The following is a 26,017-nucleotide window of genomic DNA, read 5'->3' as shown; positions in this document are numbered from 1 at the left end:
CGGGCGAGGGTTATTCCGCCGAGGCCAGATCCGGCGCCGCCGCCTTGCCGCGCACCGCCCACCATTCTTCGACCCGCTGCACGACCACGAAGAAGGTGGGCACGAACACCACGGCCAGGCAGGTCGAGGCGATCATGCCGCTGAAGACTGTGATGCCGATCGACTTGCGCGCGCTGGCGCCGGCGCCGGTCGCCAGCACCAGCGGCAGGACGCCGAGGATGAAGGCGAAGGAGGTCATCAGGATGGGGCGCAGCCGCGCCCGCGCCGCGTTGACGGCGGCGTCCAGGATCGGCATGCGGTCGCGCAGCCGCCGCTCCCGCGCCACCTCGACGATCAGGATGGCGTTCTTTGCCGACAGCGCGATCAGCAGGATCAGGCCGATCTGGATGTAGAGGTTGTTGGCGATGCCAAGCGCGAGCAGCACCGCCACCGGCCCCAGCAGCGACAGCGGCACCGCGAGGATCACGGACACCGGCGCGAACCAGCTCTCATACTGCCCGGCCAGCACCAAGTAGACGAGCAGGAGCGCCAGGGCGAAGGTGACGTAGATCTGGTTGCCGACCGCCTTCTCCTGGTAGGAGATGGCGCTCCATTCAAAGCCGGCGCCCCTGGGCAGCGTGCGCTCCGCGATCTGCTCCATCATCGCCATGGCCTCGCCGGAGCTGAAGCCCGCCGCGGGCAGGCCGATGATGGTGGAGGACGGGTAGAGGTTGTAAAGGCTGATCAGCGACGGCCCCACCGTGGGCCTGATGGTGATGACGGTGCCCAGCGGCACCATCTCGCCCTGCTGGTTGCGCACGGCGAAATTCCCGATGTCCTGGGGCTGCAAACGGAAGGCCGCGTCGGCCTGCGCGTAGATCTGGAACACCCGCCCGAACTTGTTGAACTGCGTGATGTAGCTGGAGCCGAGGTAGGAGGCGAGCGCGTCGAACACCTGGTCCACAGTCAGGTGCAGCGTCTCGGCCTTCGCCCGGTCGACCTCGATCGCGATCTGCGGCACGCTGGACCGGAAGGAGGATGCGACGCGTTGCAGGCCCGACTGGCCCTGGCCGTTCGCCACCATGGCGTCGGTGACCGCCTGGAGCTTGTCGAGGTCGAAGCTCGCGTCGCGCAGTTCCACCTGCATGACGAAGCCGGCGGCGTTGCCGATGCCCTGGATGGGCGGCGGCGGCAGCACGGTGACGCGCGCCTCCTCAATCGCGCCCATCGCTTGGTTCAGGCTGGTGAAGAGGGAGGCCAGGTCCTGTCCCCTGCCCCGCTGCTTCCAGTCCTTCAGCACGATGTAGCCGATGCCGGCGTTGGCCAGCGATGAACTGTTGTCGAGCGCGGAGATCCCGGCGACGCTCACCACCTTGGCCACCCCCGGCGTCTTGCCGGCGATGTCGGTGACGCGGTCGAGCACGGCCTGCGTGCGCGCGAGCGATGCGCCGTCCGGCAGTTGGACGACCGCCAGCAGATAGCCCTGGTCCTCGATCGGCAGGAATCCGGTCGGCACGCGCGTCAGGCCATAGCCGGCGGCGGCCATGGCCAGGACCGCCAGCGCCGCCATCAGGCCGCTGGCGCCGACCATGCGGGCGATCAGCGCGCCATAAGCGCGGTCCAGCCGCGCGTAGGCGGTGTTGAAGGCGCGGTAAACAATGTTGCGCCGCTCCGGCGGCACGGCCGGGCGCAGCCACAGCGCGCTCTGCGTCGGCTTCAGCGTTGCGGCGTTGATGGCGCTCAACAGCGCCGTTGCCGCGATCACCAGCGCAAACTGCGCGTAGATGCGCCCGGTCAGGCCGGGCAGGAAGGCCGCCGGCAGGAAGACGGACATCAGCACCAGCGTGATGCCGATGATCGGCCCGAACAGCTCGGCCATCGCGCGCTCGGCTGCCTGACGGGGGGCCAAGCCGCGCTCGATGTGGTGGGCCGCACCCTCCACCACGACGATCGCGTCGTCCACCACGATGCCGATGGCCAGCACGATGGCGAACAGGGTGGACAGGTTGATGGAAAAGCCCAGCGCGTACATCGCGGCAAAGGCGCCGACGATGGTCACCGGCACCGTCGTCGCCGGCACCAGCGTCGCCCGCCAGTCCTGCAAAAAGACGAGGATCACCACCAGCACCAGCACCGCCGCCGCGACCAGGGTGCGGTACACCTCGTCCACCGCCGCGCGCACGAAAGCCGTCGTGTCGAAGGGCACGTCGTAGCTCAGCCCCGGCGGGAACTCGCGGACAAGCTCCGCCATGCGGGCCTTGACCGCGGCCTGCACGTCCAGCGCGTTGGCGCCGGGCGCCAGGAAGATCCCGATTCCGGCCGCCGGCTTCCCGCCCACCGTGAAGGACTGGCTGTAGGTCTGGGCGCCCAGCTCGACCCGCCCCACGTCGCGCAGCCGGGTCAGGTCACCGGCGCTGCCGCTCTTGACGATGACGTTCTCGAACTCGGCGGGGTCGGCGAGCCGCCCGGCGATGTTGACCGTGTACTGGAAGGCCTGGGCGGACGGCGTCGGCGGCATCCCGACCTGCCCGGCCGCGACCGGCTGGCTCTGCTGCTGGACCGCCTGGATGACGTCCTGGGCCATCAGGCCGCGCGACTTCAGCTTCTCCGGATCGAGCCAGAGGCGCATGGAATACTGGCCGGCGCCGAACACCGTGACGTTGCCCACCCCCGGCAGCCGCGCCAGCTCGTCCTTCAGCCGGATGGTGGCGTAGTTGCTCATGTACAGGCTGTCGTACCGGCCGTCGGGCGATCCCAGCGTGACGAACATCAGGACGGATGTGGACTGCTTGTCGACCGTCACGCCCTGGGCCTGCACGGCGTCCGGCAGGGAGGACAGCGCTGATGACACGCGGTTCTGCACCAGCACCTGGGCGAAGTTCAGGTCCGTGCCGATGTTGAAGGTCACCAGCAGCTTGTAGGTGCCGTCGGCGCCGCTGTAGGACTGCATGTAGATCATGTCCTCGACGCCGTTCACGCGTTGCTCGATGGGCAGCGCCACGGTGTCGACGACGGTGCGGGCGCTGGCGCCCGGATAGCGGGTGGTGACCTGGACGGTGGGCGGCACCACGTTCGGGTATTGCGCGACCGGAAGCCCGACCAGCGCGACGCCGCCGATCAGCAGCATGAGGATGGCGAGCACGTTGGCGAGGACCGGCCGTTCGATGAAGAAGGACGAGATCATCGCCGCCGCCTCCTGTTTGACGGGAATTATTTGACGGGAATCGCCGCCGCTGCGGTCTGCACCTGCGGGTCGACCTTCTGGCCGGGGATCGCCCGCACAGCACCCGCGACGATGACGCGGTCGTCGGGCTTCAGCCCGCTGTCGATGACGCGCAAGCCGCCGTCGCTCGGTCCAACCTCGACCTTGCGCTGCTCCACAACGTTGTCCTGGTTGACGACCAGCACGTAGCGGCTGCCCTGGTCGCTCCCCAGCGCCGCGTCCGGCACCATGAGCGCCGTCTCATCCTCGCCGATCGGCACGCGCACGCGCAGGAAGAGGCCGGGCAGCAGCGCCCGGTCGGCGTTCTGGAAGACGGCGCGCACCGGCAGCGTTCCGGTGGCCGCGTTGACGATGGGCGCTGCGTAGTCGAACAGCCCCTTGTGCGGGTAGCCCGTCTCGCTTTGTAAACCGACCTCGACCGGCACCTTCTTCAGGTCGCCCGGCGTCAGGCCGCGCCGCTTCATCAGCGCGCGCACGCGCAGCAGGTCCGGTTCGCTGATGTTGAAGGTCACGTAGACGGGGTCGAGCTGGACGATGGTCGCCAGTTGCGTCGGCGAGGTTCCGACGAGTTCCCCGACCGACACCAGCCGCGCGGTGACGATGCCGTCGAAGGGCGCCGTCACCTGCGTGTAGCCGAGGTTGATTTGGGCAAGGCGCGTGTTCGTCTTGGCCTGGGTCAGGTTGGCCTGGTCCAGCGCGCGGGTGGCAAGCGCCTGGTCGAGCGCCGATTTCGAGGTGTTGTCGCGAAGGGCCAGTTCCGCCTGCCGCTTGTACTCGGCATCGGCCTGCTTCAGCGTGGCCGTCGCCCCGTCCTCCGTTGCCTGGGCCTGAGTCACCCGCACTTGGTAGGGTTCGGGCTCGATGGTGAAGAGAGGCGCACCCTGCTTGACGACGTCGCCATCCTTGTAATGAATCTCCTGGACGAAGCCCTGGACGCGCGCCACCAGATCAACGGAGTTGACGGCCGCGGCGTTGCCGGTCGCTTCCAGGTAGCGCGTGAAGGGCTGCTGGACGGGGTGCGCGACGGTGACCTTGACCGGCGGCGGTGCGACGTAGTGGTTCTTTTCACCGCAGGCGGCCAACAGCAGGAGGCTGACCAGGATCACGAGCCCTGCACGGCGCGCCGGTCGATGGCAGCCTAACGCGCCGCATGGATCGTTTCCCATCGGTGCCCCCCAGCGATGGTCCCCGGCGATGGCCCCGGCGATATGGTTGCCAGGATAACCCGCGCCGCCGCCCATCCGCCAATCCGCTTGCGGGAGGGCGGGTTACCCCTTTGTAAGGTCACTCAAGCTCTAGTTGAGGGAGTTGTCCGCCGCCCGATCAGTCCGACCGGAACGCCGAATCCGGCAGCGTCACGATCCAGTCGTGCGAACGCCGCAGGTGGGTCCGCATCGCCGCCTCCGCCCGGTCCGGGTCGCCGGCAAGGATGGCTTCCGCCACGTGGATGTGGTCCTGGTGGGAGAGTTCGGCGTTCTCCATCGGCATGGCTTGGCCGATCTGGAGCATGACGAGGGGCAGCTGAAGCTGCTGGATGAGTTCCATCAACTGGTCGTTGCCGCCGATCGCCACGATGGTGCGGTGGTACAGGCGGTTGCGTTCGATGAAGACCCGCCAGGGCAGTTCGCGGCCCGTCGGGCGCACCTGCTCCCACACCTCGGTGAAGACGCGGCGATGGTCGCCCTCGCCGATCCGCTCCGCCGCCAGCCGGGCCGCCAGCCCTTCCAGGGTCTCGCGAATGCGGAACAAGTCGCGGATCTGCTTGCGCGACAGGCGCCGGATCGTGGCGCCGCGGTTCGGGATCAGATCGACCAGCCCCTCCGCCGCCAGCCGCCGGAAGGCCTCGCGCAGCGGACCGCGGCTGATGCCGATGTCGTCGGTGAGGTCGCGCGCGATCAGGCGCTGACCGGGCACGAAGCGCCCTTCCATGATGCCCTGCCGCAGCTTCTCCACCACGAAGTCGACGGTCATGCCCCGAGGCTGGTCGGCCGCCGTCGCGGCGCTGTCGGTGCTGAGCATTGTTGGCCCTCCCATCAATCAGAGTATCCAACTTTCCTGCTTGACGCGCAAGCGTGGAGGCAATATTGTCCTACAATACTGGCGGCAAAAAAAGATGCAAAAGTCCCGGCGACCGCGGCAAATCGCCGCACGGGGCAGCGCCGCCTCCCACGGAAGCAGACCGGGAACAGGTCGCTTCCGCCCATGGGAGAGGGAGGATGCCATGGAGCCAAAGGGGGATTCCCCGTTGGACGAATCCGAACCCACTGACCAAAGCGAGCGTGCCGGCACCTCAATTCGCCTGCACGCCGCCGACGGCCACGCGCTGAACGCCTACAGGGTCCACCCGCGGGAGCCGGCGAGCGGCGCGCTGGTGGTCCTTCACGAAATCTTCGGCGTGACCGCGCACATCCGCAACGTGTGCGACCGCTTCGCAGCGGATGGCTACAGCGTGGTAGCGCCGGCCCTGTTCGACCGCGTGCGGCCCGGTGTCGAACTCGGCTACGACGCGGATGGCATCGCCGCCGGTCGCGTCCTGCGGGACGCCATCGGTTGGGACGCCTCGCTCCGCGATGTGCAGGCGGCCATCGATGCGGCCGCGGTGGATGGCCCGGTGGCCGTGCTCGGCTTCTGCTTGGGCGGCACGCTGGCTTTCCTCGCCGCGGCCCGGCTGACCGGCCTTTACGGCGCGGTCGGCTACTACGGCGGGCAGATCGCGCAATTCATCGACAAAACACCGCGGGTGCCGCTGCTGCTGCATTTCGGGGACTTCGACCCACGGGTCGGCGCGGAGGATCGGGAGCGGATCCGGCGGCGCCACCCGGAGGCCGAAATCCACAGCCACCCGGCCGACCACGGCTTCAACTGCGACCACCGGAAGGAATGGCACGCCCCCAGCGCCGCCAAAGCCTTGGCGATCACGCTGGACTTTCTGGACCGCCACCGACCTCCGGCCTGAACGGGGAACGGCCGTCCGGCCGCACTTCCCACGCCTCGAACGCCCCGGCGCCAGCCGCCGAACGGATCCGTGTCCATCGGTATCCGGGGCGGAGTCCATCAGAACGCGAAAAAACACCACCAGGAGGAAACAGCATGGATCTCGGCATTCAAGGGCGGGTCGCCATCGTCTCCGGCGGCAGCCGCGGAATCGGCCGCGAGACGGTGCGCGAACTGCTCGAAGCCGGCAGCAAGGTCATGACCTGTTCGCGCAACGGCGACGAGGTCGCGGCGACCTGCCGGGAATTGGCCGAACAGACCGGCGGCGAGGTGCGCCACATCGTCGCCGACATGACCAAGGCTGACGACATCCAGCGGCTGGTCGACGCCACGCTGGAAAGCTTCGGGACTGTCGACATCCTCGTCAACAACGCCGGCACCATGTATTCCGGTCGCTTCGACGAGCTGACCGAGGAAGGCCTGCAAACCCAGCTCGACACCAAGCTGTTCGGCTGGATGCGCGCGATCCGCGCCGTGTGGCCGGTGATGCGCGAAAAGCGCTGGGGCCGCATCGTCAGCCTGATCGGCGGTGCCGGGAAGGAGCCGGACCCCTACATGTTCGGCTCCGGCATGACGAACAGCGCGCTGCTCAACATGACGAAGTCGCTGTCGACCGAGTTCGCCCCCCACAACGTGCTGGTCAACGCCGTCTGCCCCGGCTGGGTCGCCACCGACCTGTGGCGCCGCAACGCCCAGGGGCTGCAAAAGGAACTCGGCGTCTCGTCCGAGGAGGAGGCCCGGCGCCTCGCCACCCGGAAGAACGCGCTCGGGCGTTTCGGCCGGCCGGAGGAGCTGGCCAACGCCATCGCCTTCCTGTGCTCGGAACGGGCCAGCTACATCACCGGCGTCTCGCTGAACACCGACGGCGGCCGGCTGAAGGGCCTCTGGTAGGAGACGGGCCATGGACTTGGCACTGGCCGGCAAGGTCGCCATCGTCACCGGCGGATCGCGCGGGATCGGCCTCGCCACGGCGCGGCGGCTGCTGGTCGAAGGCGCCAGCGTGGCGATCTGCGCCCGCGGCGCGGAACGCCTCGCCGAGGCCGAGGCCGACCTGCGCGACGGCGGCGGCCGGGTGATGGCGGTGCCGGCCGACATGGCCGACCCCGCGTCGCGGGCCGCCTTCGTCGCGGCGGTCCTCGACCGCATGGGTCGCGTCGACATCCTCGTCAACAGCGCGGGCACGCATGTGCGTGCCTCGCTCGACGACCTCACCGAGGAGCAGTTGCAACGCCAGCTCAACGACAAGCTGTTCGGTTTCCTGGGCATGATCCGCCTGGTGCTGCCGACCATGCGCCGCCAGGGCGGTGGGCGGATCGTCAACGTCGTCGGGCAGGCGGCACGCCATCCCCACCCTGACCGGCTGCCGTCGGGCATCGCGAACGCCGCGGCGATGGCGATGAGCAAGTCGGTCGCCGACGCCGTCGCCCGCGAGAACATCCGCGTGAACTGCGTCTGCCCGCAATACATCGAGACCGACATCATCACCGGCGTGATCGCGCGGGAGATGCGGGACCGCGGCGTGGACCGGGCGACCGCCATGGCCGGCTTCACGCGGTCCAACGTGCTGAAGCGGCTGGGAACGCCGGACGAGGTCGCCGACCTCATCGCCTTCCTGGTCTCGGACCGGGCGGACTTCGTCACCGGCAGTTCGATCTCGGTCGACGGCGGCTACAACCGCTATGTCTTCGGTTAGGAGGGGACGATGGAATTGGGCATCGAGGGCAAGGTCGCCCTGGTGACGGGCGGGACCAGCGGCATCGGGCTGGCCATCGCCCGGCGCCTCCTCCGCGAAGGGGGGCGCGTGTTCGTCTGCGGCCGGGAGCCGGCGCGGCTGGAGGAGGCGCTCGGGGAGCTGCGCGGCGACGGCGAAGTGCAGAGGGAGGTGCGCGGCACGCTCGCCCACGTCGACCGCCCGGCCGAAGCCGGCCGGCTGGTGGAGGAGGCGGTGGCGGCCTTCGGCCGGCTCGACATCGTCGTCAGCAACGCCGGGACGCACCTCCGCGGCCATTGCGAGGAGCTTTCGCCGGAGCAGGTGGAGGCGCATTTCCGGACCAAGGTTCTCGGCCCCTGGGAGCTGGCCCGGCACGCCGCCCCGCACCTGCGCCGCCAGGGCGGCGGGCGCCTGATCCTGGTTATCGGGCAGGCCGGCAAGGTCCCGGGGGCCGCCGTCCTGGGGTCGGCGGTGGTCAACGCCGCCCAGCACGCGCTCGTCAAGTCGCTGTCCGACGATCTCGGCCGCGACGGCATCCTGGTGAACGCCGTCTGCCCCAGCCGCATCTCCAGCCCGCTGACCGCCGATCTGGTGATCGACGAGGAGCGCTACCTGGGGCGCAGCCTGGAACAGCAGGAGAGCGGCTGGGGCGACACCGTCCCGCTCGGCCGCTGGGGCACGCCGGAGGACATCGCGGACGCGGTCGCCTTCCTGGCGTCCGAGCGCGCCAGCTACCTGTGCGGCACCAACATCGACGTGGATGGAGGTCATCAGCGGATGATCTTCTGATCACCCTTTCGATCAATGCCAACGCATTGGCCTCTCGGACATTGCCGTTGGCAATGTCCTGCCGGCCCAAGGGATCTGTCGGGATCAACGGTCGGCAGGCACTGGGCGTGTTGATCCGCCGACCGTATGAGAGGAGCGTCCATTGATTGAGTTGCAGGACATCGGAAAGACGTTCAGCAAGGGCGCCCAGACGTTCCGGGCGGTGCAGAACGTCAACGTGCGGGTCGATCCGCAGTCGGTCGTCGCCTTCATCGGGCCGTCGGGCTGCGGGAAGTCCACGCTGTTGAACATGATCGCTGGCCTGTACCCGCCGAGCGAAGGGCGGGTGCGCTACAACGGCCGGACGGTTGGCGACGTCAACACCGACGTCGGCTACATGACGCAGAAGGACAACCTGCTGCCCTGGCGGACGGTGCTCGACAACGTCGCCCTGCCGCTGGAACTGGCGGGGTGGCCGCCCGCCAAGCGGTACGACGCGGCGCGAGCGATGCTCGCCCATGTCGGGCTCGACGGGTTCGAGCAGAAGTTCTCCAGCGAACTGTCCGGCGGCATGCGCAAGCGCGTCTGCCTGGCCCGCATGCTCCTGCACGGCCCGCAAGTGCTGCTGCTGGACGAGCCGTTCGCCGCGCTCGACCCGCAGCTGCGGATCGCGATGCACGACCTGCTCCTGAAGCTGTGGGCGGAGAACCGCCAGACCATCATCCTGGTGACCCACGACCTGATGGAGGCGATCACGCTGGCCGACCGCATCGTGGTGTTCAGCAAGCGCCCGGCCCGCGTCGCCTTCGAAGGGGTCGTCGACCTGCCCCGGCCCCGCGACGTCGACTCCATCCGCTTCACCAGCCGGTTCCACGAGATCTACACGGCCTTCTGGGAGCGGCTGCGCCAGGAATACGACGAGGTCACGCCATGAACAGCGATCACCTGCTCGACCGGGTTGACCAACCCGCCGGCACCGCCGGAGCCAAGCCGCGGCGGCGGCGGCGCCTGGAGGACGTGGGCACGCCGGTGATGCTGCTGCTCCAAGCCGCCGTCGGTGTGGCGTTCCTGGCCCTCTGGCAGCTGCTCTCCGGCCGCGTGGTCAGCGAGTTCCTGATCAGCACGCCGCTGGCGATCCTGGGGCGGCTGTGGGGCTGGATCGTCACCGGCAGCATCTTCCCCCACCTGTGGGCGACGGTGGAGGCGACCCTGCTCGGCTTCGCGATCGGGTCGGTGCTCGGCGTGTTCGGGGGGGTGTGGCTCGGCCTGTCGCCCTTCCTCAGCCGTCTGTTCAACCCCTACATCTGGGCCTTCAACGCCCTGCCGAAGGTGGCGCTCGCCCCGCTGTTCATCCTGTGGCTCGGCCTCGGCATCGGCTCCAAGGTCGCGCTCGCCGCGGCGCTGGTCGTCTTCCTGGTGTTCGTGAACACCTTCGCCGGGGTGCGGGAGGTCGACAACGACCTTGTCGACGTGCTGCGCCTGATGAAGGCGACGCGCCGGCAGATCCTGGCCAAGGTGGTGCTGCCCTCGGCGACCTCGTGGATCTTCACCGGGCTGAAGACCGCCCTGCCCTACGCGCTGATCGGCACCATCATGGGCGAGATGATCGCGTCCAGCCGCGGGCTCGGCTACCTCATCCAGCGCTCGGGCAGCGAATTCGACACGGCGGGCGTGTTCGCCGCCCTGACCGTGATCGCGGCCCTGGCGGTCGTCTTCAACGAGGCGGTCAACCTCGTCCAATCACGACTGGAGGGATGGAAGGTCGTCAGCCGCTGAACGGCGGCCCGAGAGAAAGACGAGAGAAAGAACATCCAAAAATGACAGGAGGGAGGACCACAGCATGAAAGCGATGGGCCTTAAAACGATGTGTCTGGCCGTTCTGGCCGTCTGGTCCGGTCTGGCGCTCGGCGCGCCGGCCATGGCGCAGGAGGCGGTGCGGATCGCCAACATCGGGCACGGCTATTTTTCCGGCCCCCTGTACGTCGCGGTCCGCGAGAAGCTGTTCGAGAAGCACGGGCTGAAGCCGGAAATCACCTTTGTCAACGGCGGTCCGCTGGCGCTGCAGGCGGTCACCACCGGCGGCGTCGATTTCGGTGTCCTCAGCTACGAGCACATCCTGACGGCGGCGGCCCGCGGCCAGAAGATGGTCGCGATCTTCAACGTCGCCGACCGCCCGCTCAACAACATCGTCGCGTCCAACGCGCTGGTCGAGGCGAGCAAGGGCAAGACCCTGGCGGAGCGCGTGCAGGCGCTGAAGGGCAAGCGGATCGGCGTTCCGTCGGCCGCCGGATCGGGCGAAAAGATGCTGGGCGTGCTCGCCAAGAGCTACGGCCTGGCGCTTCCCGGCGACATCGAGCTGGTCTATCTCGGCAGCGAGCCGGCCTCCTACATCGGCGCCCTGAAGGGCAAGGTCATCGACGCCGCCCTGCCGGTCGAACCCGCGGGCGCCATGGTCCAGCAGGAGGGCGTCGGCGACATCATGGTCAACATCATGGACGGCGAGGTCCCCATCTTCACCGACCTGATCTTCATGACCGTCGCCACGCTGCCCGAGACGATCCGCGACAAGCCGGACCTCGCGCGCAAGGTCGCCGCGGTGTTTTCCGAAGCGCAGGCCATCCTTCTCGATCCCAAGCGCGGGCCGGCCATCATGGCCGCGGAGTTCCCGGCCATGAATCCGGACACCAACGCCCGCGCCTACCGCCTCGTCAGCCAGATCTGGAGCAAGAACGGGCGCATGACGATGGAAGGGGCGAAGAAGGTCTACGACTTCCTCCAGCCCGGCGGCCAGCCCGTCGACTTCGCCACCACCTTCACCAACGAGCTGCTGCCGAACAATGCAACACAATAACCCTTTCCAGAGCGTGCGCGGCGAGGAGCATTGGGCCCGCAAGGGCGCGGTCTCGCTGTTCCTGTGGCGCAAGCGCGGCCCCGTCGGGGCGGACGCCGCCCGCCCGCCGGTGCTGCTGATCCACGGTTCGTCCATGTCGGCGCTGCCGACCTTCGACCTGACGGTTCCCGGCAAGCCGGACTATTCCTTCATGGACTGGCTGGCCGCCCGCGGCCACGACGTGTGGACGCTGGACCACGAGGGCTACGGCCGCTCGACGGTCACCGACGGCAACTCCGACATCGCCAGCGGGGTGGAGGACATCAAAGCGGCCATGGAGGTGATCCGGCGCGAGACCGGCGCCTCCTCCGTCCTGCTCTACGGCATGTCCTCGGGCGCGCTGCGGGCGGCCGGCTTCGCCCAGGCGGCGCCGGACGCGGTGTCCCGCCTCGTGCTCGACGCCTTCGTGTGGACCGGCGAGGGATCACCGACGCTCGCCAAGCGGCGCGACGGGGTGGACTACTTCCGCACCCACAACCGCCGCCCGATCGACCGCGCCTTTATCACCAGCATCTTCACCCGCGACCTGCCGGGAACCAGCGACCCTGCCGTCATCGAGGCTTGCGCCGACGCGCAGCTGTCCTACGGCGATTCCGTCCCGACCGGCACCTACCTCGACATGACCACGCGCCTGCCTCTCATCGATCCGGAACGCGTCACGGCGCCAACCCTGATCGTGCGTGGCGAGCACGACGGCATCGCCACGCTGGACGACTTGCTGGCCTTCTTCCGCCGCCTGCCCAGCGGCGACAAGCGCATCGCCGTTCTGCCCGGGCTCGCCCACTGCACGCCCCTGGGACTGCGCCGCCACCTGCTCTGGGAAACCGTTGGCAATTTCCTGGAAGCGGGGTGACGCGGGTCGTCCCCCGCTTGGCGAGGAACGAACGGATGCGTGCGGCGACCTCGTCGCACGCCTCGTCCGGCGCGAAATCACCCGCGCGTGGAGGCTGTTCCCGGCGCGTCATCCGTGTCCACCCGTCCGGGCAGCCGTTCGGTCACCTCCTGCAGCACCCAGCCGTTGCCGTCCGGGTCGCTGAACGAGGCGAAGGAGGCGTAGCTGCGCCGTTCCGGGTCCGGGCCGTCGACGCGGCCGTCCTTGCCGGCGCGGTGGAACACCCCGCCAGCGTCGTGGAACGGCGCGCTCACCTCGGCCCCGCGGCGGGCGAGGTCGGCGCACGCCGCCTCGATGTCGGTCACGACGAGATGGAGCCCCTGGACCGAGCCCGGCACGGCCGACGTGACTCCCCGGCCGAAGATGACCGAACAGGGCGAACCGGGCGGGGTGAATTGGATGACACGGAACCCGTCGCCCGTCGCGAAATCCGCGTCGAGCCTCCAGCCCAATCCTTCGTAGAACCGCTTGGCACGGTCGACGTCGGACACCGGGATGACGATGACCTCAAGCTTCAGGTGGGATGCCGGCGGCCTTGCGGTTTCCGGTGTGCTCATGGCGAGTTCCTCAAGCGTTGGGTTGCGCCCTATCGTCAGTGGCCGAGCTGGCCCACGTAATGGCCGAGCCGCCGCTCGACGTCGCCCGCCCTGTGGAAGCCGCGTTCCATCAGCGCCTTGATCCGCGCCTTCGCCGCGGGCCGGCCGACCGAGGTGATGAAGGCGTCCCACTCCGGCGCGATTTCGGAATCGGACGGCAGGCTCGCCACGTCGACCAGACGCTTGGTGTCCGCGATGGCCTGCTTGTCGAAGGACGCGATCCGTTGCGCCAACGCGTCGACGAATCCGTCCAGCTCAGCGTCCGGAAGGGCGCGGTTGACATACCCATAAAGCTCGGCGAGTTCGCCGCCGATGTCGTCGGCGCTGAGCAGCACCTCCAGCGCGCGGCCGCGGCCCATCAAGCGGGGCAACCGGGCCATCGGCCCGCCGCCCGGGACCAGCCCCGCGCCGACCTCCCACTGCGAAAGGATCGCCTTCTCGCGGCTGGCGAAGCGCATGTCGCTGGCGAGCGCCAACTCGCTTCCCACGCCGGTGGCTCGTCCGCGGATCGAGGCGATCGACACCACCGGCGCGCGGCTGAGGCGCACCAGCATGTCGGGCAAGGGTGGCAGGCCCGTCGTCCCCGGCGGCAGGCTGGTCGTGTCCTCCGGATCGGCGAGGAAGTCGTAGTGCGTCAGGAAGAAGCCTTCGACGGCGCTGTCGAAGACCACCACCGTCACGTCGGCGTCGGTCTCCAGCGCGGTGACGATCTCCTCCAGCTGGGGGATGGTCTCCGGCCCGAAGATGTTCAGGGGCGGATGATCGAAGGTAACGCGCCAATACTGCGGCGAGCGCCGGTCGAGGCGGATTTGCCGCGCGGCTTGCGGGTCGTGCATGTTTGCCTCCGGACTGTGAACCTTTTCCATTGGTTTGGCCGGCACAGCTTGGCGCGCGGCGCGGCCGCGCATAAATCGGACGAAGGTATCGCCGATACCATGGTGTCGCCCGCGCCCGCCGGTCCCCGCTTGCCTAATTCGGAATGCGCAGCTTCGCGGCGATGTTGACGAGGTCGGCGAAGGAGCCGGCCTGCATCTTGCGCATGACCCGGCCGCGGTGGGCCTTCACGGTGATCTCGCTGATGCCCAGGGAGCCGCCGACCTGCTTGTTCATCAGGCCCGAGACGACCAGCGCCATGACCTCCCGCTCGCGCCCGCTGAGCGTGGCGTAGCGGTCCTGCAGCCGGCGCAGCTCGCTCACTTGGCCGAAGGCGCCCTCGCTGCGCCCGAGCGCGCTGCGGATGGCCTCCAGCAGCACGTCGTCGCCGAACGGCTTGGTCAGGAACTCCATGGCGCCCGCCTTCATCGCCCGCACCGTCATCGGCACGTCGCCATAGCCCGTGATGAAGATGATGGGCATGTCGGCCCGCTCGGCGGCGACGCGCTGCTGAAGGTCGAGCCCGTTGAGGTCCGGCAGGGTGACGTCGAGCACCAAGCAGCTGGGGCATGGCGCCGGCGGCTGCGACAGGAAGTCCTGCGCCGACGCGAAAACCTCCGGATGCCAGCCCGCGTGCCGGATCAGCGCTTCCAGCGACTCCCGCACCGAGATGTCGTCGTCGACGACGTAGACGATCGGCGTGGCATCCGGCACGGCCGAAACCCGCGCGCCGCCGACCGCCAAGTCCGGCCGGTCCGTTCCAAGCCCTTCGATTCCCAGGTTGTTCATTGTTGGGTCCCTCCCATTCCGGGGCGCAGGGCCGACGCCCGTGCGCCCGATCCGACCGCCGCGTCCAGCGCTTCCAGCAGGGCCGTGTCGCTGAACGGCTTCAACAGGCATTCGACGGCGCCGCCCTCGCGCAGTCGCACGCGCACGCTCTCATCCCCGTGGGCGGTGATGAACACGATCGGGACCGCCTGCCCGCGGCGGACCAGTTCGCGTTGCAGATCCAGCCCGGACATGCCGAGCATGGCGATGTCGAGCAGGAGGCAGCGGGTCCGCGGAAGGCAGCCCGACGTCAGGAATTCCTCCGCCGACGCGAAGGCCGCGGCCTCGTAGCCGAACTCGCGAACCAGATCGGGTAGCGCCTCCCGGACGGACTCGTCGTCGTCGACGACGGCTACGAACGCGCGATCCTGCATCACGGATGCCCCGCTGGCAGCGACAGCCGGAAGGTCGCCCCCGCCCCCTCGTTGGGCTCCGCCCAGAGGCGTCCCTGGTGGTTCTGGACGATCGACCGGCTGACCGACAGCCCGATCCCCATGCCGTCGCTCTTGGTGGTGTAGAACGGGTTGAAGAGCGTTTCGACAGTGGCCGGGTCGAACCCTACCCCGCTGTCTGTCACCGTCAGACCGACGCCGCCCGCCTCCATGCGGCCGGTCGCGATCCGAAGCTCCCGCAACCGCTCGTCCACGTCGCGCATCGCCTCCGTGGCGTTGAGGATCAGGTTCAGAATGACCTGCTGAAGCTGGACGCGGTCCCCGGTCACCGGCGGGAGATCGCCCGCCAGTTCCATCCGCAGGCTCACGCCGCACCGCTGAATCTCCGTCGATGTCAGGGCGATCACCTCCTCCGTCGCCCGGTTCAGGTCCACGGCCTCGGCCGCCGTGCCCCGCTTGCCGAAGAGTTCCCGCAGCCGCGCGATCACGTCCGACGCGCGCTTTCCGTCCCGGATCGTCCGGCGCGCGGTCTCAAGAGCGCCCGCCACGTTGGGCGGATCGGTGGCGAGCATGCGCAGGCAGGTGCTGGCGTTGGTCATGATGCCCGACAGGGGCTGGTTGATCTCGTGCGCAATGGAGGCGGTGAGCTGCCCCATGGTCATCACGCGCGTGACGCGCGCCAGTTCCGCCTGCGTGTCGCGCAGCTCGTCCTGCGCTTCCTTCCAGTCCTCGATGTCGGTGTTGATGCCGAACCAGCGGACGACGGCACCGCCTTCGTCGTGGAACGGGTTGACGCGGAGCAGGAACCGGCGATACGTCCCGTCGACGCGGCGCAGCCGGGCCTCGGCCTCTCCGGTGCATCCCTGCGCCCTGATCGATTGCCAGGCGTCCATCAGGCCGGGCAGATCGTTCGGATGGACGGCGGCGATCCAGCCCCAGCCCTGCATGGCGTCCGACGGCCGGCCTACATAGTCGAGGTAGTGCTGGTTGAAGAACTCGGCGGTTCCGTCCGTGCGCGTCGACCACACCAGCCCGGGGATCGAGTTGATGGTCTGGTCGAGGTTCCGCTCGTTCGCCGCCAACGCCTCCTCGGCCTGCCGTCGCTCGGCCATCTGCCGCCGCAGTTCGGAGTTGGCCGCCGCAAGCTCGGCGGTGCGCTGCGCGACGCGCCGGTCGAGTTCCTCGGCAACCCGTTTCTGCTCGCTGAGGTGCCGGGCGCCCTGCAAGCCGACCGTCGCCTGGTTCGCCATGACGCTGACCAGCAGCCGTTCCGTCTCCCGCGGAAAGCCCTTGCGCGTCGCGCCGGCGACCAGCAGGCCGATCTCGCCATGGAGCCCAAGGCGCTGCGGCAGGATCGCGAGGTCTGTGCCTCCCACGGCAAGCCGCGCCGGCCACGCCTGCGGATCGGCGTCCAGCCAGGGGGCGAGCAGCCGCCCGACCTCCTGCGGCCGTGGCCCGTCCCTTCCCGATCGGTCGAACCGGACCAGCTCGCACGGCGCGTCGCCGACCGGATCCGTCATCCGCAGATAGACGAGGTCGAGGTCCACCATGCGCATCAGCGAGTCCAGCAGGCTCTGGACGATCGTCTGCGGTTCGCCGCGGACCCAGGTCGCCGGCAGGGCGAGGATGCCGACCAGATCGTTGATGCAGAGTTGGAGCCGCTGGATCTCCGCCCCAAGCTGTTCCGGTTCCATGGTCGGACGGCGGTCCCGGGTGGCGAACCCTTGTGGCGGACCCTTGTGGCGGTCCCCTGTGGCGGTCCTGGCGGTCCCGGGCGGTGGTGCCTACCTGGCGCGCCGCTCCCTGATCTCGCGCAGGAAATCCTGCGGGGGCACGAAGAAGGGATTTTCCTGGAGAATGCCGCCAATGATGATCATGGGATGGGTCCGCATGATGTCGATCACCGTCGCTCCGCCGAACTTCGCCAGATCGTAGACGCAGATCACCGCGTCGTCGTGCCGGCTCCACACGCCGTTCACGCGGGCTTCGAACTCGACCAGGTCGTCGAGATGGGATCGGTCCTCGGTCGCCCACTCCATCTGGCAGATGATGCGGCTGGGCCCGTAGGCTCCCCCGGCGTTCCCGCTGGCCATCCGTTCGAAGGCGGCGAGCATGCGGTCCTGGTCGAAGCGGCCGTCGCTGAGATAGACCTCGTCGGTCGTACGCAGCTCCAGCTGGTCGCGGCGCTGCGCGTCCGCCACGTCGATCCCGACGGAGGTCAGGCGCCGGAGATGGTCGTGGTGTCGGCCGGGATGGACGATGTGGACCGCCTTGTCGCCGCACGCGAAGCCGTCCCTGATGAACGGCAGGAGCACGCGGTATTCCTCGTCCTCGCTGTTGAAGAACGCGCAGACGTGCCGCGTCCGGTCGAGCGTCGATCCCGCGAAGGGAATGGGCGCCGGGGGCTTCCTCATCCAGGACACCTCCTGTGCGGAGCGCGCCCGCGGCACGGTCGGCCGATCCGCGGGCCGATTGCTGTGTGGCGGAGGAGGATACGCCCCGTGGCACCCCTTACCCATTATACCTTGGTGTCGGTTCGCCCCAGCGTGGACCGGGGCTCAATAATCCTCGCTCTGCTCCAGCTTCACCACGCCGACGGTGAGCAGCAGGTTCGCGAAGCGGCGGGTCTCGCCCGTCGCGATGACGAGCGACGTCAGCGGGGAGCGGACGGCCTCGTAGAAGGCGGCGCGCTCCAGGCGGGTCACCTCGGCGCCCTCCGGCAGCATCCCGGCGTATTCGCCGTGGATGGCCGGCGTCTCTCCGGTCGGGACCTGCATGAGCGCGGCGGCCTGGATCGGAATGGCGTCGACGAGGACCCGCAGCACGTCGGTGGTCTTCAGCAGGCCCGGCGCCAAGTTGAGGTGCACCTTCGCGGCGTTCGGCCCGGCGTGCGTCGCGACGGGGTAGTTCCCGTCCGCGATCAACACCTGCGAGAAGTGTCCGGAACTGGCGAGTGCGCGCAGAATCTCCGGGTGGAGGAGCTTGGTCTTGAGCATTAGAGGACTCGTGGAAGGGGGGACCGGATGGCTCTCCGCCGCCCCGGGGGTGTCCTCTTGGGAACCCCCAAGGCGGCGGGGAGCGGCGAACCGTCATCGCGGGGTCAGGCGCAGTACACGCCGCCGTTGATGTCGATCGTCTCGCCGGTGATGAAGCCATCGTATTCGGAGGCCAGGAAGACGATCGGTCGGGCGACGTCGTTGACGTCGCCGGCGCGCGCCAGCGGAATCCCTCGGACAGTCTCGTCGGCGGACTCCTTGGTCGTGTGCGTGTTGTGGAAGCGCGTGCCGAGGATGAGGCCTGGTGCCACGGCGTTCACGCGGATGCCGCGCGGCGCCAGTTCGGCGGCCAACGCGCGGGTGAGGGTCAGGATCGCGCCCTTGGTCATGGAGTAGACGAGCGACCCGCCGTGCCCGCCCTTGCGTCCGGCGAGCGACGAGAGATTGATGATTGAGGCCCCATTCGCGTCGGCGAGGTGCGGCACCGCCTCGCGCGTGATCAGCATCGTCGTGGTCATGTTGATGTCGATGACCTTCTGCCAGAACGGTAGGTCCACCTGCTCCAGGTGGCGCCGCTCGACCAGGCCGCCGGCGTTGTTGACGAGGACGTCGAGCCCGCCGAGGAAGCCGACCGCATCCTTCACCAGGGCGGCCGCCGCGGTCTCATCGGTCAGGTTGGCCCGGAAGTGGCTGGCCCGGCGGCCGAGCGACTCCGCCAGGGCGACAAGTTCCAGCGGCCCTTCGTCCCCCGAGTGATAGTGGATCGCCAGATCGCAGCCCGCCCGGAGGAGACCCTCCGCGACCGCCTTGCCGATGCCATGCCCGGCTCCCGTGACGAGAGCGCGCTTGCCAACCAGTGAACCCATGGCTTGCTCCTTCGAATGATGTTTGCAGTCGTTCTGTCGTTGTCCGCGGGCAGACGCCTCCCGTCGGCGCCGCGATCGCGCGCGCCGGGGGATGTCCGTTCCGCTGTGTGTGCTGTCTTCGGGCGTTACCGCGCCGGGCGCGGCGGCCCGACCGATCCGCGTGGGACCAGCGCCGGCGCGAACAGGAATTCAGCCGGTGCGATGCCGGGATCGGCAAGGCGCTGGACCACGCGGTCGATCATGGTGTCCGCCATGTCCGTCAGCGGTCCGCCGATTGAGGTGAGCGGCGGGCTGACCAGGGTCGCGAGGAGGATGTTGTCCATGCCGACGACGGAGACGTCGTCCGGCACCTTCAGGCCGCGCTCGGCAAGCCCGGCGATGAAGCCGATGGCCAGCATGTCGTTGATGGTGACGACGCCGGTCGGAAGCGCTTCGGCCGCCATCACCTCGGCGGCCAGGGCGCGGCCGACCTCGGCCATTTCCGCGTCGCCGTATTCCGAGCAGGTCCGGCCGGACAGCACCTGGACGCTGTCCGCGATTCCGGCCTCCTCCGCCGCAGCCAGGAAGCCGGCGATCTTCTCCCGGCGGCTGGTCGTCTGCCCGCTGGCGCTGAGGAAGGCCAGCCGGCTGTGGCCGAAGCCGCGGAGGTGATCGACGGCGAGCCGGCCCGCCACGAAGTTGTCCATCGACACGTAATCGACCAGCGGCGTCCGGTCATGCCCCGGCCGGCTGTCGAAGCTCACCACCACCAGCCCGCGCTCGACATATTGCTGGAAGTAGCTGTCGTCGAGCAGGGACGAGAAGACGATCACGCCGCGCGCCCCGTGCGACAGCAGGTCGGCGAAGAACTCCATCTCGTTTTCGGGGCTGCGGTGGGTGTTGCCCATCAGCACCCGGTGGCCGTGGCGGCGCGCGGCGGTCTCGACCTCCTGCCCAAGGGCGGCGTAGCTGGGGTTGGCGATGGACGGCACCAGCAGCCCGATCAGCGGCGTGTGCCCGGTCTTCAGCAGGCGCGCCGCGCGGTTCGGCTGGAAGCCGAGTTCCTCGATGGCGGCCTCGATGCGGGCGAGCGTGTCGCCGCGCATGCGGTTGGTGCGGCCGTTCAGCACGTTCGACACCGTGCTGTTGGAAACCCCCGCACGCCGGGCGACGTCCTGTATGGTGCTCATGGCGCTTCCTCCGCGTCTCGGCCGGTCCGCATTCTAGAATCCCCACAGGCGCGGCAGAAGCAATGAGAAGGTCGGCACGAAGATCAGAACCAAAAGGGCGAGGAACAGCACCGCCAGGTACTTGCCCATCGGCCGGACGACGTCCTTCAGCTGGGTCCCCGTGATGGTGCAGGTGGCAAACAGGCCGAGCCCCACCGGCGGCGAGAACAGCCCAAGGCCCATGGAAATGACCATGATCGTGCCGAAATGCAGCGGGTCGACGCCCAACTGCGCGGCGATCGGCGTCAGCAGCGGGCCGAAGATGATCAGCGCCGGCGCGCCTTCCAGCACCGCGCCGAAGGCGATCATCATCAGCGACGCGGCGACCAGGAACACGTCCTTGCCGTAGCTGGCGCCGAAGGCCACGAGGTGCGCCGACAGCTGCTGCGGGATCTGCTCGATGGTCAGCGCGAAGGAGACGCTGGACGCCGCGGCGACGATGAACAGGATCGCCCCGGTCAGCGACGACGCACGGACGAACAGGGCGACGACCGACGACCAGGTGAGTTCACGGAAGGCCATGCCGCCGATGACCAGGGCGTAGACCACGGCGAAGGCGGAAATCTCGGTGGAGGTGGCGATGCCAGCCATGACGCCGCGCCCGATCATCACGATCATGACGAGCCCGACCAGCGCGCCGGCGATCAGCGACGGCCACGGCGTGCGGACCTCGAACGCCTCGTCGGGATTGACGCGCTTGCCGCAATAGACCGCCACCACCGCCAGCGCCACCAGCAGCACGCCGGCGGGCAGCAGGCCGGCGGCAAAGAGCCCGCCGATCGAGATGTTCGCGACGAAGCCGAAGATGATCATGTTCACGCAGGGCGGGATCGTCTCCGACATGATCGCGGTGCAGGCCAGCAGGCCGGCCGCGTCGTTGGGGTCCTGGCGGGTCTTGCGGATGGCGGGCATCAGGATGCCGCCGACCGCCGCGACGTCCGCCAGCTTCGACCCGGAGATGCCGGAGAAGATCGCCGTCGCGATGATCAGGATCAGGTTGAACCCGCCGCGCACCCGCCCCATCAGCCGCAGCAGCAGCTCGATGAGCCGCAGCGACATCCCGTTGACCTCCATGGCCAAGCCGGCCAGGACGAAGAAGGGAATGGCCAGCAGGACGAAATGCTCCGACCCCGACAGCACCTGCTGGGCGTAGATCAGCATCGGCAGGCTCGGGTTCGTCAGGAAGTAGAGCAGCGACGCGAAGGCCAGCGCGAAGGCGATGGGCACGCCCATCAACAGCGTGACGACGAAGCCGCCGCAGAGCAGGAAGCCGGGCGTGACGGCGTGGTCGGGGACGGCGCCGTTCCACGCCCACACCCCGGCCACGAGGACGACCGCCCCGGCCAGCGTCGCCCACACCGTCCGCGCCGGCCCGGCCAGCGCGTTCGCCGTGGCGAAGACCGCCATGAACAGGCTGCCGACCAGCGCCGGGTAGGTGAAGATCCCGGTCGACAGCCCGAACGGGGTGGTGTCCTCGATGGTGTCGAGCGTGAGGTCGGCCATCGACAGGAACAGGCCGACGGAGACCGCCAGGACGATCCAGTAGCAGAGCTGCACGATCGAGGCCTGCCAGGAGGCCGGCAAATGCCCGCGAAAGACGTCGATGCCGGAATGCCCGCCGCGCGCCAGCGTCGTCGCGGCGCCGAGGAAGACCTGCACGACCATCAGGGCGCTCGCTACCTCCTCCGCCCAGCTGACCGGCGAATGAAGGAAGTAGCGCAGGACCACGGACACGAAGACGATAACGACGTCCACGGCGAGGGCCACGGCGGAGAACAGCTCCGTGGCCCGGACCACCTTGGCCAGGAGGTCGCCGGCCCTGCCGGAAAAGGGGCCGGACAGGGATAGCGCGGGCGGCACGGTCGCGAGGTCGACCGTGGACGCGTTGTGGGTGGGGGTGCTCGGAGCCATGGCTCACCTCTCGCGCGGGCTTCACGCGCACCCCCGGGGCACGGACCGGAATCCGCGACCCGAGGGCGCCTCGGAGTCGGTCGGCGTTCGCCGGAGCGTCAAAGCGGACAGAGATCCGCTTTGGACCGCGACGGCGGGCCCGGTCGCACGTGCGACCGAAGCCCGGCCGGCGAATGAGGCCGTTTGAATCTAAAGCGAATGCAAATTCGCTTTAGATGCTGCGCGTCTGGTCGATGACGGCGAAGGCGGGCTTGGTGGCCGGGTACTGCTCCCCGAACTTGGCCCACAGCTGTTCCGCGATGACCTTCTGCGCGGCCTTGCGCTCGTCCGGGCTGACCGGCGTGATCGCCACGCCGAGCTGCGCCAGCTTGTCGAGGGTCTCCTTGGCCTTGCCGACAGCGTAGTCGCGCTGGCCGATGGTCGCGTCGCGCGCCGCCTGGAGGAAGGCCGGCTGCAGGTCGGCCGGGATCTTGGCCAGGGCGCGCTTGCCGATGATCGCGCACATCGGGCTGAACAGGTGCTCGGTCAGCAGGCAGTTCTTGGCGACCTCGTAGAACTTGCCGTCGATGGCGGTTCCCGGGTCATGCTCGAACCCATCCACCACGCCGGTCTGCAGGGCGGTGTAGAGTTCGTTGACCGGCACCGGGGTGGGGATGGCGTCGAGCAGCGAGAAGGTCTGCAGGAAGGCCGGGGCCGGGAGGACGCGCAGCTTCACGCCCTTCAGCTCGGCCATCGTGGCCAGCTTGTTCTTGGTGTAGACGCTGCGCGCGCCGAAATGGAAGCCCCAGCCGACGACGCTCACGCCGGTCTTGTCGCGGATGATTTTGCCGAGCTGCTCGCTGACGCCGGAATCCAGGGCCTTGGCCGCATGCTGGTAGCTGTCGAACACGTAGCCGTAATCGAGCATGCCGAACTCGGGACAGATCGTCGCCAAGTTGGACGAGCCGGTGACCGCCATGTCGACGCCCCCCGACTTGACCTGCTGGATGACATCCGCCTCCTTGCCCAACTGGCCGTTGGGGAAGTAGGTCAGCTCGACCTTGTCGCCGAGGCTGGCCTGGACGTTCGACGCGAACCGCTCGAACCACGCGTAGTGCGCGCTCGTCTGGGCGTCCTTCTGCATCGACGACGACACCAGCAGCTTGACGGCCGGTGCAGCCTGCGCGGTCTTCAGTGCCGGACCCAACGCAAGGGCCGCCCCGATGGTCGCTCCGGTGGCGACGAACTGGCGGCGTGACAAGCTCTTCATGGACCTTCCTCCGATCTGGTTCATTCATGCGAAACCATTTGGTGCATCGTTACACCAACGCCGCGCGCTTGAAAAGCGGTTTAGTGTAACGTTGCACCAATGACGGAAGGGCATGGCGGAACGCATAGCCATGCGGCGGAAGCCGGGTGCTCCCAGGTGGAATCCACAGGTGGAATCGTGGCCGGTCAGGCGCCGCGCTGGAACGCCTCGAAGCGTTGGAGTTCCCGGTCGATCCGGCCCTTCAGCGATGGGCTGGGGTCGACCAGCCACGACCACTTCTGGATCAGCAGGGTCTTCGACGGCCGGTCCATCTTCAGGTCCAGGACCGCCACCGGGCGCTGGCCGGCGATCACCGGCAGGGTGAAATAGCCGTAGACCCGCTGCGCGGGCGGCACGTAGGCCTCGAAGCGGTGCTCGTGACCAAAGAACAGCTTGAAGCGCTTGCGCTGGATCACCAGCGGGTCGAAGGGCGACAGGATGTGGACGCGTCGGGCGACGGTGCGGTCCCGGCTGTCCTCCAAAGCCTCCGGCGTGGTCCAGTGCCGCAGTTTCTCCTGCCCGTCGGGATGGACCGGGACGAGCGCGCCCGCCGCGACACGGGCGTCGATGATCCGGGACAGGGCGGCCTTCGCCCGCGTGACGCCGTAGCTGGCGGAGTCCAGGCTGACCAGCCCCTGTGACCGCAGGGCGCGGTCCAGCAGATAGGCCGCGACCTCCTCTTCCGTGGCCGTCTGTGGGGATTGTGGCCAGCCGAAATGGCGGTCCGTCAAATCGTAGGTCTTCTCGATGCCGGTCCGCTTGCTGACGACCAGGTCACCGGCGAAGAAGCCGTAGCGCAGCGCCCGCCGCGACGGCTTGCGGCTGCCCCAGGGGTGGGTCTTCTCCACCAGCACATCGTCATCGATGTCGCGGATCGCGATCGGCCCCTCCGTCTCGATCCGCCTCAGCATCGCGGCGTAGTCGGCCGGGTCCAGGGATTCGAAGGACTTGGGCGGCGCGGCCCGGAACGCGGCCATCGCCGGCCGGAAGAAGCGGAAATCGCCGACGGAGACATAGGACAGGGCGTGGGTCCAGTATTCGAACACCGTCTTGTCGGCGGCCTGCGCCCGGTCGAGGTCCGACGGCCGGTAGTCGGGGATGCGGGTGAAGAGGATATGGTGGTGGCTGCGCTTGATGACGTTGATGGCGTCGATCTGGACATAGCCGAGATGCTCCACCGCCCGACGCGCCGCCTCCGCGCCGGAACCGAACGGCGCCGCCTCGTCCAGGCGCTGCGCGCGCAGCCAGATCGCCCGCGCCTGTTGCCCAGTGATCGAAAAGGAGGAAGTGATCGGAAAGGAGGAAAGGCTCACGTCGCTGTCCCTTTCGTTACCGGTCGTCATTGTTCCCGGCCCTATTGTTAACGGACGCCCTTGAACGCCTCCCACCGCGCCTCGCGTTCGGCCCGGTATGCAGGGCTCGGCTCAGCGACGAGGTCCGCGCGGCGCAGGGGGTGGCCGCAGGACTCGCACACGGTGCCGACCCCGGCCGGTTGGCCGCAAGGCCGGTGGGTGTAGTGCACGGCAACACCCTCGTCCGGCGATTTACACCACATTTCCCCCCAGGCGCGCAGCGCCAGAAGCACGGGGTGAAAGGCTTCGCCCTTCTCCGTCAGGTGATACTCGTGCCGCAGCGGCCGCTTGTTGTAGACGCGGCGCTCCACAAGGCCGTCGGCCTCCAGCGTCTTCAGGCGCGCCGCGATCATCTGCGGCGTGGCTCCGGTCTGGGCCTGGATTTCCTCGAAGCGGTGCCCGCCCATGAACAGCTCACGCAGGATCAGCACCGTCCAGCGATCGCCCACGACCGCCTCGGTTCGGGCCACCGGACACAGGGTTTCGGCGGCAGGGCTTTTCCCGGTCATTATCACTTTCCTTTTCATAGGGACTTGACACTATGATTTTCATAGGTAGTGTGGGGCGCCGTTGACGCAAACGCAAGGGCCGCGTAGCGGCCGAAGGAGTTGGCCAATGGCCGAAACCACCTACCCGCGCGGGCGGACCGCGCTTCTCCTCGTCGACCCCTACAACGATTTCCTCTCCGAGGGTGGAAAGGTCCACCCCCACATCAAGCCGATCGCTGACGAGGTCGGGCTTCTCGACAACCTGCGCCGGATCGACGGCGCGGTGCGGGCGGCCGGCGTCCAGGTCGTGATCGTCCCGCACCGGCGCTGGGAGCCCGGCGACTATGAACAGTGGGACCACCCCAACCCCACGCACCGGAAGATCATGCAGATGCACCACTTCGCGCGCGGCGAATGGGGCGGGGAATGGCACCCTGACTTCGCGCCCAAGCCCGGCGACATCGTCGCGCAGGAGCACTGGGCGCAGAGCGGATTCGCCAACACCGACCTGGATTTCCAGCTGAAGCAGAAGGGGATCACCCACGTGATCCTGGTCGGGCTGCTGGCCAACACCTGCATCGAATCCACCGCCCGCTTCGCCATGGAGCTGGGCTATCACGTCACCCTGGTGCGCGACGCGACGGCCGCCTTCTCGCACGAGATGATGCACGCCGCGCACGCGCTGAACGGTCCCACCTTCGCCCACGCCATCCTGACGACGGACGAGGTGATCGCGGCCCTGCCCGGGGCGTGACCGGCACG

25 protein-coding genes are annotated in these 26,017 nt (G+C 68.6%); 9 read left to right on the top strand and 16 right to left on the bottom strand.

Annotation, left to right across the window (positions count from 1 at the left end):
• Positions 1-10: 10 nt before the first annotated feature.
• From M2351_RS28645 to M2351_RS28635, 3 genes are all read right to left on the bottom strand, one after another.
• Positions 11-3,163 (bottom strand): efflux RND transporter permease subunit, encoded by a 3,153-nt coding sequence (locus M2351_RS28645; protein WP_264659437.1) that lies wholly within the window; start codon positions 3,161-3,163, stop codon positions 11-13.
• 26 nt (positions 3,164-3,189) lie between these two features.
• Positions 3,190-4,308 carry an efflux RND transporter periplasmic adaptor subunit gene (locus tag M2351_RS28640; protein WP_264659436.1) on the bottom strand — a complete coding sequence of 373 codons (1,119 nt, stop codon included), beginning with the start codon at positions 4,306-4,308 and terminating at the stop codon, positions 3,190-3,192.
• A gap of 217 nt (positions 4,309-4,525) precedes the next feature.
• The gene (locus M2351_RS28635) at positions 4,526-5,221 is read right to left on the bottom strand and encodes a GntR family transcriptional regulator (protein WP_264659435.1); all 696 of its coding nucleotides are present in this window, start codon (positions 5,219-5,221) and stop codon (positions 4,526-4,528) included.
• Positions 5,222-5,447: 226 nt separating this feature from the next.
• Between M2351_RS28635 and M2351_RS28630 the strand changes: the two genes are divergently transcribed.
• From M2351_RS28630 to M2351_RS28595, 8 genes are all read left to right on the top strand, one after another.
• Positions 5,448-6,158, top strand: a complete 711-nt coding sequence (locus M2351_RS28630; RefSeq protein ID WP_264659434.1) for a dienelactone hydrolase family protein — start codon at positions 5,448-5,450, stop codon at positions 6,156-6,158.
• 134 nt (positions 6,159-6,292) lie between these two features.
• Positions 6,293-7,087, top strand: a complete 795-nt coding sequence (locus M2351_RS28625; RefSeq protein WP_264659433.1) for an SDR family oxidoreductase — start codon at positions 6,293-6,295, stop codon at positions 7,085-7,087.
• A 10-nt stretch (positions 7,088-7,097) separates the two neighbouring features.
• Positions 7,098-7,889, top strand: coding sequence for an SDR family NAD(P)-dependent oxidoreductase (locus tag M2351_RS28620; protein ID WP_264659432.1), 792 nt, complete (start codon positions 7,098-7,100; stop codon positions 7,887-7,889).
• A gap of 9 nt (positions 7,890-7,898) precedes the next feature.
• Positions 7,899-8,696 carry an SDR family NAD(P)-dependent oxidoreductase gene (locus tag M2351_RS28615; RefSeq protein WP_264659431.1) on the top strand — a complete coding sequence of 266 codons (798 nt, stop codon included), beginning with the start codon at positions 7,899-7,901 and terminating at the stop codon, positions 8,694-8,696.
• A gap of 142 nt (positions 8,697-8,838) precedes the next feature.
• Positions 8,839-9,609 carry an ABC transporter ATP-binding protein gene (locus tag M2351_RS28610; RefSeq protein WP_264659430.1) on the top strand — a complete coding sequence of 257 codons (771 nt, stop codon included), beginning with the start codon at positions 8,839-8,841 and terminating at the stop codon, positions 9,607-9,609.
• Positions 9,606-10,451: an ABC transporter permease gene (locus M2351_RS28605; protein WP_264659429.1), complete on the top strand. Its 846-nt coding sequence runs from the start codon at positions 9,606-9,608 to the stop codon at positions 10,449-10,451. Before M2351_RS28610 ends, M2351_RS28605 begins: the two co-directional genes overlap by 4 nt.
• 64 nt (positions 10,452-10,515) lie before the next feature.
• Positions 10,516-11,526 carry an ABC transporter substrate-binding protein gene (locus tag M2351_RS28600; protein WP_264659428.1) on the top strand — a complete coding sequence of 337 codons (1,011 nt, stop codon included), beginning with the start codon at positions 10,516-10,518 and terminating at the stop codon, positions 11,524-11,526.
• Positions 11,513-12,418, top strand: a complete 906-nt coding sequence (locus M2351_RS28595; protein WP_264659427.1) for an alpha/beta hydrolase — start codon at positions 11,513-11,515, stop codon at positions 12,416-12,418. Before M2351_RS28600 ends, M2351_RS28595 begins: the two co-directional genes overlap by 14 nt.
• A gap of 77 nt (positions 12,419-12,495) precedes the next feature.
• Here the strand turns inward: M2351_RS28595 and M2351_RS28590 are convergent, their stop codons facing one another.
• The 13 genes from M2351_RS28590 to M2351_RS28530 form a co-directional block, all read right to left on the bottom strand.
• Complete coding sequence (locus M2351_RS28590) at positions 12,496-13,014, bottom strand: VOC family protein (protein WP_264659426.1); 519 nt, start codon at positions 13,012-13,014, stop codon at positions 12,496-12,498.
• 35 nt (positions 13,015-13,049) lie between these two features.
• A complete protein-coding gene (locus M2351_RS28585; protein WP_264659425.1) occupies positions 13,050-13,889 on the bottom strand; it encodes an enoyl-CoA hydratase/isomerase family protein in 840 nt (279 codons plus the stop codon).
• A gap of 133 nt (positions 13,890-14,022) precedes the next feature.
• Complete coding sequence (locus M2351_RS28580; RefSeq protein WP_264659424.1) at positions 14,023-14,715, bottom strand: response regulator transcription factor; 693 nt, start codon at positions 14,713-14,715, stop codon at positions 14,023-14,025.
• Positions 14,712-15,128, bottom strand: a complete 417-nt coding sequence (locus M2351_RS28575) for a response regulator transcription factor (RefSeq protein ID WP_264659423.1) — start codon at positions 15,126-15,128, stop codon at positions 14,712-14,714. Before M2351_RS28575 ends, M2351_RS28580 begins: the two co-directional genes overlap by 4 nt.
• On the bottom strand, positions 15,128-16,840 hold the full coding sequence (locus tag M2351_RS28570; protein WP_264659422.1) for a PAS domain-containing sensor histidine kinase: 1,713 nt from the start codon (positions 16,838-16,840) through the stop codon (positions 15,128-15,130). Before M2351_RS28570 ends, M2351_RS28575 begins: the two co-directional genes overlap by 1 nt.
• Before the next feature lie 90 nt (positions 16,841-16,930).
• Complete coding sequence (locus M2351_RS28565; protein WP_264659421.1) at positions 16,931-17,560, bottom strand: MEDS domain-containing protein; 630 nt, start codon at positions 17,558-17,560, stop codon at positions 16,931-16,933.
• A gap of 144 nt (positions 17,561-17,704) precedes the next feature.
• A complete protein-coding gene (locus M2351_RS28560) occupies positions 17,705-18,142 on the bottom strand; it encodes an RbsD/FucU family protein (RefSeq protein ID WP_264659420.1) in 438 nt (145 codons plus the stop codon).
• 104 nt (positions 18,143-18,246) lie between these two features.
• Positions 18,247-19,008: an SDR family NAD(P)-dependent oxidoreductase gene (locus M2351_RS28555; RefSeq protein ID WP_264659419.1), complete on the bottom strand. Its 762-nt coding sequence runs from the start codon at positions 19,006-19,008 to the stop codon at positions 18,247-18,249.
• Positions 19,009-19,133: 125 nt separating this feature from the next.
• Entirely contained in the window at positions 19,134-20,177 is a 1,044-nt protein-coding gene (locus M2351_RS28550; protein ID WP_264659418.1) for a LacI family DNA-binding transcriptional regulator, read from the bottom strand.
• Positions 20,178-20,210: 33 nt separating this feature from the next.
• Positions 20,211-22,127 (bottom strand): TRAP transporter large permease, encoded by a 1,917-nt coding sequence (locus tag M2351_RS28545; RefSeq protein ID WP_264659417.1) that lies wholly within the window; start codon positions 22,125-22,127, stop codon positions 20,211-20,213.
• Between the two features lie 211 nt (positions 22,128-22,338).
• Positions 22,339-23,376 (bottom strand): TRAP transporter substrate-binding protein, encoded by a 1,038-nt coding sequence (locus M2351_RS28540; protein WP_264659416.1) that lies wholly within the window; start codon positions 23,374-23,376, stop codon positions 22,339-22,341.
• Positions 23,377-23,561: 185 nt separating this feature from the next.
• Positions 23,562-24,728 carry a winged helix-turn-helix domain-containing protein gene (locus M2351_RS28535; protein ID WP_264659415.1) on the bottom strand — a complete coding sequence of 389 codons (1,167 nt, stop codon included), beginning with the start codon at positions 24,726-24,728 and terminating at the stop codon, positions 23,562-23,564.
• A 47-nt stretch (positions 24,729-24,775) separates the two neighbouring features.
• Complete coding sequence (locus M2351_RS28530) at positions 24,776-25,276, bottom strand: winged helix-turn-helix transcriptional regulator (RefSeq protein ID WP_264659414.1); 501 nt, start codon at positions 25,274-25,276, stop codon at positions 24,776-24,778.
• A gap of 106 nt (positions 25,277-25,382) precedes the next feature.
• Here M2351_RS28530 and M2351_RS28525 point away from each other — a divergent pair, with 106 nt between their 5' ends.
• Complete coding sequence (locus M2351_RS28525) at positions 25,383-26,009, top strand: isochorismatase family cysteine hydrolase (protein ID WP_264659413.1); 627 nt, start codon at positions 25,383-25,385, stop codon at positions 26,007-26,009.
• Positions 26,010-26,017 lie beyond the last annotated feature (8 nt).

Origin of the sequence: Azospirillum canadense (assembly GCF_025961225.1) — a bacterium.
GTDB lineage: Bacteria > Pseudomonadota > Alphaproteobacteria > Azospirillales > Azospirillaceae > Azospirillum > Azospirillum canadense.
Note: the sequence above shows the minus strand (reverse complement) of the source record. Positions and strands in the feature narration are given on the sequence as shown.

Bases quoted from the DNA above. Each gene is read 5' to 3' on its own strand.
- M2351_RS28565 (WP_264659421.1), bottom strand. From the start codon at position 17,560: ATGAGGAAGCCCCCGGCGCCCATTCCCTTCGCGGGATCGACGCTCGAC.
- M2351_RS28525 (WP_264659413.1), top strand. From the start codon at position 25,383: ATGGCCGAAACCACCTACCCGCGCGGGCGGACCGCGCTTCTCCTCGTC.
- M2351_RS28545 (WP_264659417.1), bottom strand. From the start codon at position 22,127: ATGGCTCCGAGCACCCCCACCCACAACGCGTCCACGGTCGACCTCGCG.
- M2351_RS28615 (WP_264659431.1), top strand. From the start codon at position 7,899: ATGGAATTGGGCATCGAGGGCAAGGTCGCCCTGGTGACGGGCGGGACC.
- M2351_RS28560 (WP_264659420.1), bottom strand. From the start codon at position 18,142: ATGCTCAAGACCAAGCTCCTCCACCCGGAGATTCTGCGCGCACTCGCC.
- M2351_RS28635 (WP_264659435.1), bottom strand. From the start codon at position 5,221: ATGCTCAGCACCGACAGCGCCGCGACGGCGGCCGACCAGCCTCGGGGC.
- M2351_RS28585 (WP_264659425.1), bottom strand. From the start codon at position 13,889: ATGCACGACCCGCAAGCCGCGCGGCAAATCCGCCTCGACCGGCGCTCG.
- M2351_RS28590 (WP_264659426.1), bottom strand. From the start codon at position 13,014: ATGAGCACACCGGAAACCGCAAGGCCGCCGGCATCCCACCTGAAGCTT.
- M2351_RS28555 (WP_264659419.1), bottom strand. From the start codon at position 19,008: ATGGGTTCACTGGTTGGCAAGCGCGCTCTCGTCACGGGAGCCGGGCAT.
- M2351_RS28645 (WP_264659437.1), bottom strand. From the start codon at position 3,163: ATGATCTCGTCCTTCTTCATCGAACGGCCGGTCCTCGCCAACGTGCTC.
- M2351_RS28595 (WP_264659427.1), top strand. From the start codon at position 11,513: ATGCAACACAATAACCCTTTCCAGAGCGTGCGCGGCGAGGAGCATTGG.
- M2351_RS28540 (WP_264659416.1), bottom strand. From the start codon at position 23,376: ATGAAGAGCTTGTCACGCCGCCAGTTCGTCGCCACCGGAGCGACCATC.
- M2351_RS28625 (WP_264659433.1), top strand. From the start codon at position 6,293: ATGGATCTCGGCATTCAAGGGCGGGTCGCCATCGTCTCCGGCGGCAGC.
- M2351_RS28605 (WP_264659429.1), top strand. From the start codon at position 9,606: ATGAACAGCGATCACCTGCTCGACCGGGTTGACCAACCCGCCGGCACC.
- M2351_RS28550 (WP_264659418.1), bottom strand. From the start codon at position 20,177: ATGAGCACCATACAGGACGTCGCCCGGCGTGCGGGGGTTTCCAACAGC.
- M2351_RS28600 (WP_264659428.1), top strand. From the start codon at position 10,516: ATGAAAGCGATGGGCCTTAAAACGATGTGTCTGGCCGTTCTGGCCGTC.
- M2351_RS28580 (WP_264659424.1), bottom strand. From the start codon at position 14,715: ATGAACAACCTGGGAATCGAAGGGCTTGGAACGGACCGGCCGGACTTG.
- M2351_RS28575 (WP_264659423.1), bottom strand. From the start codon at position 15,128: ATGCAGGATCGCGCGTTCGTAGCCGTCGTCGACGACGACGAGTCCGTC.
- M2351_RS28570 (WP_264659422.1), bottom strand. From the start codon at position 16,840: ATGGAACCGGAACAGCTTGGGGCGGAGATCCAGCGGCTCCAACTCTGC.
- M2351_RS28530 (WP_264659414.1), bottom strand. From the start codon at position 25,276: ATGACCGGGAAAAGCCCTGCCGCCGAAACCCTGTGTCCGGTGGCCCGA.
- M2351_RS28620 (WP_264659432.1), top strand. From the start codon at position 7,098: ATGGACTTGGCACTGGCCGGCAAGGTCGCCATCGTCACCGGCGGATCG.